Here is a 12294-nt window from a genome sequence, read left to right as displayed (position 1 = left end):
GGCGCCGATGATAAGTCAGCGCCCGTCGCCGGCCCGGCGGCGCGTGCCGCCGGCTTTCACCACCGGCTCAGGCGCCGGCCAGGACGTGGCCGACCAGGGCCTGGTAATCGGGCCCGATCGGCTCGGCGTGGGCCGGGCGCAGCAGCAGGTCGGCCAGGGCCGGTGGCACCCCGATCGGGCCGACCAGCGGCTCGACCACGCTCTCGAACTTGGCCGGGTGCGCCGTGGCGGCCACCGCCCAGTCGCCGCCCTCGCCCTGGTTGCGCAGGTCCTCGAGCACCTTCACCGCCGTGGCCGTATGCGGGCAGAACACCTCGCCGAAGTGCCGATAGCGGCGCGCGATCACCAGCCGGATCGCGTCGTCGTCCACGCTGGCCGAGGCGAAGGCCGCGCGCAGCGCCGCGTCGTCGCCGCGATACAGCCAGCGCAGGCGCTCGAAGTTGCTCGGCGCGCCCACGTCCATGGCGTTGGCGATGGTCGCCACGCTGGGCTGGGGCGCGTACTCGCCGCCGTCGAAGTAGTCCGGCAGCACGTGGTTGGCGTTGGTCGCCAGCACGATGCGGCCGATCGGCACGCCCATCGCCCGCGCCAGGATCGCGGCCATCGCATTGCCCAGGTTGCCGGTGGGGATGACGAAGTTCAGCGTGTTGCCGCTGCGGGCGTGGTGGCCGAGCGCGGCGTGGGCGTAGTAGCTCATCTGCGGCAGCAGGCGCCCCAGGCTGATCGAATTGGCCGAACTCAGCGGCGCGCGCGCCTGCAGCTGCGCGTCGTTCAAGGCGCGCTTGACCAGCGCCTGGCAGTCGTCGAACGAGCCGGCCACGCGCAGGGCGGTGATGTTGTCGCCGAAGCAGCCCAGCTGATGCGCCTGGCGCGGCGAGACACGCCCGTCCGGATACAGCACGATCACGCGCAGATTGGGCTGGCGATGGAAGGCGGCGGCCACCGCCGCGCCGGTATCGCCGGAGGTCGCCACCAGGATGGTCAGCGGCGGCTCCTGCGCGCCGCGCAGGCGGGTCAGGCACTGCGCCAGGAAGCGCGCGCCGAAGTCCTTGAACGCCGCGGTCGGGCCATGGAACAGCTCCAGCACATGGTCGTTCGGCGTGGCCAGCGGCAGCAGCGGCGCGGGGAAGTCGAAGGCCGCCTCGCAGATGTCCGGCAAGGCGCCCTCCAGGCCGTCGCCCTCGAACAACGGCTGCAGCAGCGTGGCGGCGGTGCCGGCCAGCGACTCGCCGGCGGCCAGCGCGCGCACCGGCGGCAGGGCCTGGGGCACATACAGGCCGCCATCGGGCGCCAGGCCGGCGGCGATGGCCGCGCTCAGCGAAGCGGCGGGCGAGGCGTTGCGGGTGGAGACGAAGTGCATGGGAGAGGTTTTCCGAAAAGCTGAGGATTGGCGATGGATGCGGTTGTTCTGCGTGGGAGCCGCCATGGCGGCGATGAGGCTTTACCGGTAAGGCCCATCGCCGCCATGGCGGCTCCCACACTCAGGAGGATGAGTCTCTGGGTGCCAAGAAGGTCAGAGCACGCGCGCCCCCGGCGCGGCGATGCGCGAGACCCAGGCCTGCGAGGTGAAGCCGGCCTGCTCGAAGGCGGCCTGCACCGCCGGCGCCGTGGCCTGCGCCTCGGCGCGCGTCTCGAACCAGCCGAAGATGCTCGGCCCGGCACCGGAGATGCTCGCCCCCATAGCCCCGCCGGCCAGCATCGCCGCCTTGGCCGCGTCGAAGCCGCCGATCAGCGGCGCGCGCCGCGGCTCGACCAGCACATCGGCCAGGCCGGCACGCACCAGGGTCGCATCACCCTGATAGCAGCCGGCCAGGACCAGGGCGAGATTGGCGCTCTGGTGGACGAAGTCCTTCAGCTCGTAGGCGCCGGCCAGCGCGGCGCGCGCGCGGCGTGTCTCCAGCACCGCGTCGGGATGCACCAGCAGGCTGTGCCAGCCCTGCGGCACCGGCACGCTGGCCAGATGCTCGGCCGTGGCCAGCACCAGCCCGCCCAGCAGCATCGGCCCCAGGTTGTCGCCATGCCGGCCACCGCTGGCCACCGCCTCGCCGACCAGGGTGAACGGGTACAGCGCCTGCGGGCTCAGCGGTTCGTCGAGCAAGGCATTGGCAGCGACCACCGCCGCCACGCAGGAGGCGGCCGAACCGCCCATGCCCGAACCCAGCGCGATGCCCTTGTCGATCTCCACCTCGAAGCCGAACGGCAGCTCCAGCGCCTCGCGCATCGCGATCAAGGCCGCGCCCGCCGTGTTGGCCGGCGCCTCCAGCGGCAGGTCGAGCGTGGTGCCGCGGATGGCGGCGATGCGCACCACAGGCGCCTCGATGCGACGCACGGTGACGGTGTCGCCCGGGCCCTCGATCACGTGCCCCAGGATGTCGAAGCCGACCCCGACATTGCCGACTGAGGCCGGCGAGAACGCGCGTGCCTCCCGCCTCACAGGCGCGCCCCCTGCCCCGCCGCCACGCGCAGCACATCGGCGAACACGCCGGCCGCGGTCACCTCGGGACCGGCGCCCGGGCCCTGCACGATCAGCGGGTTGTCGCAGTAGCGACGCGTGGTGAACTGCACGACGTTGTCGGTCTGGCGCAGGTTGGCGAAGGCGTGGTCGGCGGGCAGCTCGACCAGGCCGACGCTGGCGCCGTCCTGATCCAGGCGCGCGACGTAGCGCAGCACCTTGCCGGCCGCCTTCGCCGCGGCCAGGCGCTGGGCGAAGTCGGCGTCCACCTCGTCCAGGCGCGCCATGAAGTCCTCCACGCTGGCCTGGCGCAGCGCCTGCGGCACCAGGCTCTCGATGCGCACGTCTTCCAGCGACAGCGCACGGCCGGCCTCGCGCGCCAGGATCACCAGCTTGCGGCCGACATCGGTGCCGGACAGGTCGTCGCGCGGATCCGGCTCGGTATAGCCCATCGCCCGCGCCTGCCGCACCAGTTCGGAGAACGGCACGCTGCCGTCGAAGCGGTTGAACAGCCAAGCCAGCGTGCCGGAGAAGATGCCTTCGATGCTGGTCACCGCATCGCCGGTGTCCACCAGGTCGCGCAGCGTGGTGATCACCGGCAGGCCGGCGCCGACGGTGGCCTCGTAGCGGAAGCGCGCCCCGCTGGCGGCCGCGGCCTCGGCGATGGCCTCGAAGCGCTGCAGCGAGCCCGAGCCGGCCTGCTTGTTCGGCGTGACCACGTGGATGCCCGCGGCCAGCCAGCCGGCATAGCGATCGGCCACGGCCGGGCTGGCCGAGCAGTCCACGATCACCGTATGCGGCAGGTGCGAGGCCAGCAGGTGTTCGGTGAAGCGGTCCAGGTCCAGCGGCTCGCGCGCCTGGGCGAAGACGCCGCGCCAGTCGTCCTCGATGCTGCGTTCGGCCAGCAGCATGCGGTGCGAGGAGGCGATCGCGCGCAGGCGCAGGTCGACATTGGCCTTGCCCAGCAGCTGCGGCTGCGCCGCGCGCAGCTGATCCAGCAGCGCGCCGCCGACATGGCCCGGCCCGATCACGCCGACCGCGAAGGTCTGCGGCGAGAGCCAGAAGCCGGCATGCGCCGCGCGCAGCGCCTTGGTCGCATCGCTGCTGGCGATGGCCACCGAGATGTTGCGCTCCGACGAGCCCTGGGCGATGGCCAGGATGTTGACCCGCGCGCGGCCCAGCGATTCGAACAACCGCGCCGCCACGCCCGGCAGGCCGGCCATGCCGTCGCCCACCGCGGCCAGCACGCTGACCCCGTCGGTGAGCTGCACGCGCTGGATCTGGCCGATCGCCAGCTCGTGGGCGAAGGCGGTCAGCAGCGCGGTGCGCGCACGCGCGGCATCGACCGCCTTGACCACGCAGCAGATCGAATGCTCCGAGGAGCCCTGCGAGATCATCACCACCGACACGCGTTCGGCACGCAGCGCCGAGAACACGCGCTCGGCCGTGCCCGGCACGCCGATCAGGCCGGTGCCTTCCAGGTTGACCACCGCCAGATCGGGCGAGAGCGTCAGGCCCTTGACCGGGCCAGCCGCGTCCTTGCGCGCGGTGATGCGCGTGCCCGGATGCTCGGGCTGGAAGGTGTTGCGGATGATGATCGGCAGGCCGCGCTCGATCGCCGGCGACATGGTCTGCGGATGCACGACCTTGGCGCCGAAATAGGCCAGTTCGCAGGCCTCGTCGTAGCTGAGCGATTCCAGCTGCACCGCCTCGGGCACCACGCGCGGATCGGCCGAGAGCACGCCGTCCACGTCGGTCCAGATGTGCAGTTCGGCGGCGTTGAACAGCGCGGCGAAGATCGCCCCGGAGTAGTCGCTGCCGTTGCGGCCCAGGGTGGTGATGCGATTGGCGCGATCGCGCGCGACGAAACCGGTCACCACCACGCGCCGGGCCGGGTGGCTGGCGCGCCACTGCGCCAGGCGCTGGGCGCTGGTCTCCCAGTCCACGTCCACGCCCAGCTCGCCGCGATCGACCACCAGCACCTCGCGCGCATCGAGCACCGCGCAGTCCTGGCCGCGGCTGCGCAGGTGGTCGCCCAGCAGCCGCGCCGAATACACCTCGCCCAGGCCCTGCACCCGTTCGAGCACCTCGCGCGGCAGCTCGCCGATCACCGACAGCGCCTGCAGCACCTCGGCCAGTGTGTCGAACTGCCCGTCCAGCCATTCCACCGTCGCGCCGGAGTCCTCGCCCAGCAGCGCCACCGCCGCGCCGCGATGGCGCGCGCGCAGCTCGTGCCAGCGCTCGCGCCAGTCGGCCAGGTTGCCGGCCGCACGCCCAGCCAGGTCGATCAGCGCATCGGTGACGCCCTTCATCGCCGAGACCACGGTGACCTGCTCGTCCTCATCGCGCGCCAGCAGCAGGTCGGCGACGTGGCGGTAACGCGTGGCATCGGCCACGGAGGTGCCGCCGAACTTGTGGGCGACGGTTTTCAGCGGTTGGGCGGATGCAGCGGGCGACGACATGGAGACCTCGGGTGGGGAGAAGGCCTCGCGCGCATCAGGATGTGGGGCTCCCGCATCCTGATCCGGGTGCGGGGCGGTGTTTGCGAAGAACCTACGCTTGCACGGCCACCAGCACCCGGATCCGGGTGATCGTGGTGGTGGTAATCGTGCCGATGCCCGCCGCGCCCGCGACGAAGCCCGCGCAGGGTGCGCTGGCGGTCACGGCAGGGGTGGGCAGGTGCGTCATGGGCGGCTAATGAACCGCATGCAGCGCAAGCCTGTCAAGCGCTGTGAAACAAGGCATCTCATGGTTTCACGCGCAACTTCGAAGGCCGGCCCGGCGCTGGCGAAAATTTCGCCACACCAAATGGCTGCGCGATGGTGACCCCGGCCCGATTCGAACGGGCGACCTTCCCCTTAGGAGGGGGACGCTCTATCCAGCTGAGCTACGGGGCCATGCGCGGGGAGCGATTGTAGCGGATGGCGTCTCAAATCCACACAATGCCGGGGAAACCCGCGCTTCAACATTTCTGTTTCGATTACGACCATCTGCCGATTCGCCGCCCTCGTCCCAAGGAGTTGACCATGAAATGGACCATCGTATCGATGCTTGTTCTGCTGACATCCTGTGCGACATTGGATAATCGATACGATCCAGCAAAACTGAGCGTCGGCGGCGTCGCCCCCGGATCAGGAGTCGTTGTCCTATCCACCGGAGCACAGGAGCGGTGCATTTCGGCTTCGACCTTTCTCAAGGTGGCTCCAGCGCAATCGCCGTATTACGTCACTGGGATTGCATTGCTACCTGTAGACAGTTACGCACTCAAAAGCGATTTCCCAGACCATCAAGGCAATGTGCACGCTCTTGCCCTCCCGGCCGGCAAATACTATTTGGCTCCTTGGGTGGCTAATCCGATGCTGAAGGCCGTCAAGATTCCTAAGGCGGAGTTTTCTGTAAATGCGGGTGAAGTCGTTTACTTGGGCGAATACTTCATGCCTGTTGCATGTTCCTGGTCCACGCAAAGCAAGTTCTTCAATCGCTTCAATCGAGACATCGATCTCATCACTGCGAAGAATCCGTCCATCGACAGATCCAAAGTCGTCGTGCGAATCGGGGGTTTCACCGGCCTAGCGATAGGAAACCCCAATCCATGACGCAGGCCTATAGGTCTGTTGCTGCTTGGCTGGTGGCCCACGCAATTAAGTCGCTGTGTCGTCGTTCTTATTTACACCCATGAACCGAAAGGCCTGCCCCTGCGCTCACGGAGAACCACGAAGCACGGTATTGCGGAGGAGCAGTCAGCACGATCCGCGAGCTTTATGCCAAACCTAACGTCACCTTATCCAGCCATCCATTTCAGGCAATACATAACACGGAGCATGGAATCGTTCGAGTAAAGCACGTAGCCCCTCACGCGCCTCTTGTAGCCCAGTCGGATGCGATGGTGCCATCGGCATCGCGCAGCGCACGGTCTAGGAAAACGGATGCAAAGCCTAGGCTGGCGCCGATCGCACAGCCCGCCCACACCCCGCGTGCTACGTTGCCAGGCCTGTTTGAACGGGCGAGGAGCGGCGGCGTCATGTGTCCGAGCAAGGTGGCCGAAGGCGCGGCGCGGGGCTGGCTGGTGCCGATCGGCGGGGCCGAGGACAAGGGGCGCGATGCGCGCATCCTGCGCCGCTTCGTGGCGCTGGCAGGGGGCAAGGCGGCACGGATCGCGGTGATCCCCACGGCCAGCCAGTCGCGCGAGGCCGGGCCGCGCTACGAACAGTTGTTTGAGGAACTCGGCGCGCGCCAGGTGGAGGTGCTGGACTTCGGCACCCGCCGCGACGGCCAGGACCGTGCGCGGCTGGCGCGGATCGAACAGGCCAGCGCGATCTTCTTCACTGGCGGCAACCAGCTGCGGCTGTCCACGCTGCTGGGCGGCACGCCGGCCGCGCAGCTGATCCGCGCGCGCAACGCGGCCGGGATCCCGGTCGGCGGCACCAGCGCCGGGGCGGCGATCCTGTCCGAGCACATGATCGCCTTCGGCCGCGAGGGCTCGGCACCACAGGCCGATTCGGTGCGCCTGGCGCCCGGTCTGGGCCTGACCAACCGCTTCGTGATCGACCAGCACTTCCGCCAGCGCGACCGGCTGGGCCGGCTGCTGGCGGCGCTGGCCTACAACCCCTTCGCCATCGGCATCGGCCTGGACGAGGACACCGCGGCCTTCATCGGCCCGGACAACACGCTGGAAGTGGAAGGCTCCGGCGCGGTCACGGTGGTCGATGCGGGCGAGCTGGAGTTCTCCTCCATGGCCGAGGCCAGCGAGCGCGACCCGGTGTGCATGCTCGGCCTGAAGATGCATCTGCTGCTGGCCGGGGCCACCTACAACCTGGCCACGCGCACGGCCTCGCCCGGCACGCTGGCGCGGGAGCCGACATGAGCCGGCCCCTGCGCATCGTCGAACGCGCGGTCTATGTAGGCCCCTCGATCTACGCGCACGAGCCGGTGATCCGGCTGGACCTGGACCCTGGCGATCTGCGCGACTGGCCCAGCGGCCGGCTGGGGCCGGCCTTGGCCGAGGCGCTGCTGGCCGCCGTGCCCGGCCTGGCCGCGCACGGCGACTTCGCCCAGCGCCTGCGCGCGGGCGATGGCCTGCCGCTGAGCGAGGTCCTGCAGCACATGGCGCTGGCGGTGCAGGCCATGGCCGGCGAGGACGTGCGCTTCGGCGCGACACTGCTCGGCGAAGATGCGCCGCCGGGCCTGGAGCGGGTGGTCTATGCCTACACCCAGCGCGAGGAAGGCCTGGCCGCCGGCGAGTTGGCCCTGCGCCTGCTCACCTCGCTGTTGCCCGCACCCCTGCGCGACGAGGCGGCACCGGACGATGGCTGGAGCTGGGACACGGCCAGGGTCGACTACATCCTCTACGCGCAGCGGCGCGCACTGGGCCCGTCCACCGCCGCGCTGGTCGCCGCGGCGCAGGCGCGCGGGATTCCGTGGCTGAGGCTGGACACCCATTCGCTGATCCAGTTCGGCCACGGCCGCTATCAGCAGCGCATCCAGGCCACGCTGACCGGACGCACGCCGCATCTGGCGGTCGAGCTGGCCAGCGACAAGGAGGCCACCAACCATCTGCTGGCCGGACTGGGGCTGCCGGTGCCGCAGCAGCGCCTGGTCACCACGCTGGAAGGCGCGGTGCGCGCCGCGCGCGCGCTGGGCGGCCCGGTGGTCACCAAGCCCTACAACGGCAACCACGGCCGCGGCATCAGCATCGACCTGTCCACGCCGGAGGAGATCGCCGCCGGCTTCGAGGCCGCGCGGGAACACGCACGCTCGGTGATCGTGGAGACCTACATCGCCGGCGACGACCACCGCCTGCTGGTGGTGGACGGTGCGCTGGTCGCCGCCACCCGGCGCACGCCCGGGCATGTGGTCGGCGATGGCATGGCCGACATCGCCGAGCTGGTCGACCGGGTCAACGCCGACCCGCGCCGCGGCATCGGCCACGAGAAGGTGCTGACCCAGCTGGAGCTGGACGAACAGGCCGACGCCATGCTCGAACGCGTCGGCTACGGCCATTTCAGCGTGCCGGCGGCCGGCGAGGTGGTGTACCTGCGCGCCACCGCCAACCTGTCCACCGGCGGCACCGCCACCGACGTCACCGACCTGATCCACCCCGACAACCGCGACATGGCGGAGCGCGCGGTGCGCGCGATCGGCCTGGACGTGGCCGGCGTGGACTTCATCAGCCCGGACATCGCGCGCAGCCATCGCGAGGTGGGCGGGGCGATCTGCGAGGTCAACGCCGCGCCCGGCCTGCGCATGCACGTGGCGCCCAGCGAGGGCCGCCCGCGCGATGCGGCCGGGCCGGTGCTGGACATGCTGTTCCCGCCCGGCACACCGTCGCGCGTGCCGATCGCGGCGCTGACCGGCACCAACGGCAAGACCACCACCGCGCGCATGCTGGCGCACATCGCCAAGATGGCCGGCCACGTGCCGGGCATGACCAGCACCGACGGGGTGTACATCGACGGCCAGCGCACCGTTGAGGGCGACATGACCGGCCCGCTCGCCGCGCGCATGGTGCTGGGCGATCCGCAGATCGACATCGCCCTGCTCGAGACCGCGCGCGGCGGCCTGCTGCGCGCCGGGCTGGGCGTGCCGGAGGTGGACGTAGGCGCGGTGCTCAACGTCGCCGCCGATCACCTGGGCGCGCGTGGCGTGGACACGCTGGCGCAGCTGGCGCGGGTCAAGCGCATCGTGGTGGAGGTGGCGCGCGACTGCGCGGTGCTCAACGCCGACGACCCGCTGGTGCTGCGCATGTCCGCCTACACGCAGGCGCGCAACGTCTGCTACGTCACCACCAACCCTTCCCATGCGCTGGTGCGTGCGCATATCCGCGCCGGCGGCCGCGCCTGCGCGCTGGAGGACGGCGTCAACGGCCAGATGATCACGCTCTACGACAAGGGCGCGCATCTGCCGCTGCTGTGGACGCATCTGATCCCGGCCACGCTGGAGGGCCGCGCCACGCACAACGTGTCCAACGCGATGTTCGCCGCGGCGATGGCCTTCGCGCTGGGGCTCAGGCTCGAGGCGATCCGCCAGGGCCTGCGCACCTTCGACACCACCTTCTTCCAGTCGCCAGGAAGGCTCAACCTGTTCGAGGAACATCCCTTCAAGGTGCTGATGGACTACGCGCACAACGCGCACGCCGCGGCGACCATGACCGACCTGGCGCGCCGCATGGACGTGGACGGCCGGCGCATCGTGGTGCTGAGCGCGCCGGGCGATCGCCGCGATACCGACATCGATGCCGTCGCCCGCGCGGTGGCCGGCCAGTTCGACCACTACATCCTGCGCCGCGACGACGCGCTGCGCGGACGCGGCGAGGACGAGGTGCCGCAGCGCCTGGCCCGCGCCCTGCACGCGGCGGGCGTGGACGCCGAGGCCATCGAACTGATTCCCGACGAACAGCAGGCCGTGGACGCCGCGCTGCGAATGGGCCGGCCGGGCGACCTGGTGCTGATCTTCGCCGACCAGCTCAGCCGCACCTGGAAGCAGATCACCAAGTTCCGCGCCGAGGGCAGCGCCGCGCCTTCGCCCGTGCAGCGGACCACGCACGCGCAGGACGACGAGGAGACGCCCGACGCGCTGCCCGAGGGCGTGGTGCAGGACGCGCGGGGTCTGGTGTTCCGCCGTGAGACCGACTGAGCCGCGCCATGCAGGCCCTGCCCTATCGACACGCGCGTCGGTTGACCGGCCCCAATGTCTACTTCGCCGACACCGGCACGGCGCTGGAAAGCGCGGCCGGGCAGGCGTTCGACCTGGACGCGCTGCGGCGCTGGGACGCGCTGGTGCGCGAGGCCGTGGCGCGGCTGGGCTGGCCGGCCGGCGCGCGCTATCGGCATCGCCACGCCAGCGGCGCCACGCTCGCCTTCTCCGCGCCGCTGGATCAGCTGCACACCGCCACCGCGCTGAACGTCTGGGCGTGGTGGATCGCCAGCAACAGCCCGGCCGAGCCGCTGCACGCGCCCGGCGATGCGGCCACCTGGGACATCGCGCTGGCCACGCGCACGCTGCAGGCCAGCGCCGCGGCCGAGGCGCAGCCGACCCTGCTCGCCCTGCAGCGCAAGGCGCGCGCCCGCGCCCTGCCCTTCCTGCTGGACGAGGACGAACTGACGCTGGGCAGCGGCAGTGGTGCGCGCAGCTGGTTCGTCGACGAGCTGCCCGATCCGGCGCACGTGCCCTGGCCGCGCCTGCATCGCATCCCGACCGCGCTGGTGACCGGCTCCAACGGCAAGACCACCACCACGCGCCTGCTGGCCGCGCTGTGCCAGGCGCATGTCGGGGACACCGCGTACTGCTGCACCGATGGTGTGTTCTTCCAGGGCCAGGCGCTGGACAGCGGCGACTTCTCCGGGCCGGCCGGCGCGCGCGAGGCGCTGCGCCAAGGCCAGGCCCGCGCCGCCGTGCTGGAGACCGCGCGTGGTGGGCTGCTGCGTCACGGTCTGGCGATCGAACAGGCCGATGTGGCGGTGGTGACCAATGTGGCGCACGACCACTTCGGCGAGTTCGGCGTGCATGACCTGCACATGCTGGCGCAGGTCAAGCTCAGCGTGGCCCGCGCGGTGGGCGTGGGCGCGCATCTGGTGCTCAATGCGGACGATGCGTTCCTGCGCACGCAGTCCACCGCACTGTCGTGTCCGCTGGCGTGGTTCGCGCTGGATTTCGACCAGCCGCTGCTGCGACTGCATCGCGCGCTCGGCAAGCCGACCTGCGGCGTGCGCGACGCGCATCTGTGGCTGGCGCTGGCGGGCATCGAACACGACCTCGGCCCTACCGCCGCGATGCCGCTGAGTCTGGGCGATCGCGCGCGCTACAACCTGGGCAACCTGGCGGCGGGCGCTCTGGCCGGCGCCCTGCTGGGTATCGCGCCGGGGATCATTGCGCACGTGCTCGCCTGCTTCGGGCAGGACCCGGACGACAACCCCGGAAGGCTGCAGCGCTGGATGTTCGGCAGCACGCGCGTGGTCGTGGACTATGCCCACAATCCTGAGGGCCTGCGCAGCCTGCTCGATGCGCTCGACGCTTCGCGACGCGGCGGCCGGTTGGGGCTGCTGCTGGGCCACGCCGGCAATCGCCAGGACGAGGATCTGCGCGCGGTCGCGCATGTCGCGGCGGCGTACGCGCCGGAGCGGGTGATCCTCAAGGAGCTGCCGGGTTATGCCCGCGGCCGCGATGCCGATTCGGTACCGGCGCTGATGCATGCGCAGCTGCTGGCCGATGGCCTGGATCCGCAACGCGTGCAGCTGCGGGCAGATGAGGTGCAGGCCGCGCGTAGTCTGCTCGCTTGGGCAAGCGAAGGCGATCTGCTGGTACTGCCTGTGCACGAGTTGGCCAACCGCGCGCAGGTGGTGGCGCTGCTGGATGAGATGGCCGCTTTGGGGTGGCGGGCGGGGGCTGCGGTTCCGGAGCAGGCGATGGATCCAGCCGGATAGAACAACGGTCCCGCAACTGCGCGACTCGGACTCGCTGGTATCGCTGATTGATCGATTGATCGATTGATCGATTGATCGAGCAGCAGAGTGTGAAGCTGCGGCTTTGCCCATTTCCGTGCATAGCAAGTTGAGGCCGGAAGTGGGTTGCGCCAGCCGAGCATGATGCGAAGAGCACCCCTCCCCAGCCCTCCCCTTCGCTTCGCGAAAGGGAGGGGGCCGATCATGCGATCGGCAAGGACTACTGGGCGGTGTTGCTGTCCGCTTGATTCGCGAACAGCAGTGCCGATCGTCGATCTTAGGGATGACGGGCTGTGCTTTTGCTCCCTCCCTTTGGCCGAAGGCCAAGGGGAGGGCTGGGGAGGGGTTGCGCCGTTGCCGTTGCTCCCGCTGTCGCGCTCCTGCACGAACGAGCGAGCCAGCGCA

Annotated in this window: 8 protein-coding genes and 1 tRNA gene; 4 read left to right on the top strand and 5 right to left on the bottom strand. The window is 70.5% G+C overall.

Annotated features, from left to right (window positions below):
* Positions 1 to 67 precede the first annotated feature (67 nt).
* The 5 genes from thrC to EAT51_RS09960 all read right to left on the bottom strand — a co-directional run bounded on the left by thrC (position 68) and on the right by EAT51_RS09960 (position 5349).
* Positions 68 to 1360: a threonine synthase gene (thrC, locus tag EAT51_RS09975; protein ID WP_130517472.1), complete on the bottom strand. Its 1293-nt coding sequence runs from the start codon at positions 1358 to 1360 to the stop codon at positions 68 to 70.
* A gap of 153 nt (positions 1361 to 1513) precedes the next feature.
* Positions 1514 to 2434 (bottom strand): homoserine kinase, encoded by a 921-nt coding sequence (locus EAT51_RS09970; RefSeq protein ID WP_130517470.1) that lies wholly within the window; start codon positions 2432 to 2434, stop codon positions 1514 to 1516.
* Positions 2431 to 4914, bottom strand: a complete 2484-nt coding sequence (thrA, locus tag EAT51_RS09965) for a bifunctional aspartate kinase/homoserine dehydrogenase I (RefSeq protein ID WP_130517468.1) — start codon at positions 4912 to 4914, stop codon at positions 2431 to 2433. The genes EAT51_RS09970 and thrA overlap by 4 nt, the downstream gene beginning before the upstream one ends.
* Positions 4915 to 5005: 91 nt before the next feature.
* Complete coding sequence (locus EAT51_RS20775) at positions 5006 to 5140, bottom strand: hypothetical protein (RefSeq protein WP_265937028.1); 135 nt, start codon at positions 5138 to 5140, stop codon at positions 5006 to 5008.
* A gap of 132 nt (positions 5141 to 5272) precedes the next feature.
* A tRNA-Arg gene (locus EAT51_RS09960) sits at positions 5273 to 5349 on the bottom strand.
* 129 nt (positions 5350 to 5478) lie between these two features.
* Here EAT51_RS09960 and EAT51_RS09955 point away from each other — a divergent pair.
* From EAT51_RS09955 to EAT51_RS09940, 4 genes are all read left to right on the top strand, one after another.
* Entirely contained in the window at positions 5479 to 6048 is a 570-nt protein-coding gene (locus tag EAT51_RS09955) for a hypothetical protein (RefSeq protein WP_130517466.1), read from the top strand.
* A 425-nt stretch (positions 6049 to 6473) separates the two neighbouring features.
* Positions 6474 to 7316: a cyanophycinase gene (locus EAT51_RS09950; protein ID WP_130517464.1), complete on the top strand. Its 843-nt coding sequence runs from the start codon at positions 6474 to 6476 to the stop codon at positions 7314 to 7316.
* The gene (gene cphA / locus EAT51_RS09945; RefSeq protein ID WP_228257877.1) at positions 7313 to 10084 is read left to right on the top strand and encodes a cyanophycin synthetase; all 2772 of its coding nucleotides are present in this window, start codon (positions 7313 to 7315) and stop codon (positions 10082 to 10084) included. The genes EAT51_RS09950 and cphA overlap by 4 nt, the downstream gene beginning before the upstream one ends.
* A gap of 8 nt (positions 10085 to 10092) precedes the next feature.
* Entirely contained in the window at positions 10093 to 11871 is a 1779-nt protein-coding gene (locus EAT51_RS09940) for a Mur ligase family protein (RefSeq protein WP_130517462.1), read from the top strand.
* The last annotated feature ends 423 nt before the right edge of the window (positions 11872 to 12294 follow it).

Origin of the sequence: Pseudoxanthomonas winnipegensis (assembly GCF_004283755.1) — a bacterium.
In the GTDB taxonomy this organism is placed as follows: Bacteria; Pseudomonadota; Gammaproteobacteria; order Xanthomonadales; family Xanthomonadaceae; genus Pseudoxanthomonas_A; species Pseudoxanthomonas_A winnipegensis.
This window is presented reverse-complemented; position numbering and strand designations above follow the sequence as displayed.

Excerpts from the sequence above, each read along its gene's own strand:
- EAT51_RS09950 (WP_130517464.1), top strand. The coding sequence starts at position 6,474 with ATGTGTCCGAGCAAGGTGGCCGAAGGCGCGGCGCGGGGCTGGCTGGTG.
- EAT51_RS09955 (WP_130517466.1), top strand. The coding sequence starts at position 5,479 with ATGAAATGGACCATCGTATCGATGCTTGTTCTGCTGACATCCTGTGCG.
- EAT51_RS20775 (WP_265937028.1), bottom strand. The coding sequence starts at position 5,140 with ATGACGCACCTGCCCACCCCTGCCGTGACCGCCAGCGCACCCTGCGCG.
- thrA (WP_130517468.1), bottom strand. The coding sequence starts at position 4,914 with ATGTCGTCGCCCGCTGCATCCGCCCAACCGCTGAAAACCGTCGCCCAC.
- cphA (WP_228257877.1), top strand. The coding sequence starts at position 7,313 with ATGAGCCGGCCCCTGCGCATCGTCGAACGCGCGGTCTATGTAGGCCCC.
- thrC (WP_130517472.1), bottom strand. The coding sequence starts at position 1,360 with ATGCACTTCGTCTCCACCCGCAACGCCTCGCCCGCCGCTTCGCTGAGC.
- EAT51_RS09940 (WP_130517462.1), top strand. The coding sequence starts at position 10,093 with ATGCAGGCCCTGCCCTATCGACACGCGCGTCGGTTGACCGGCCCCAAT.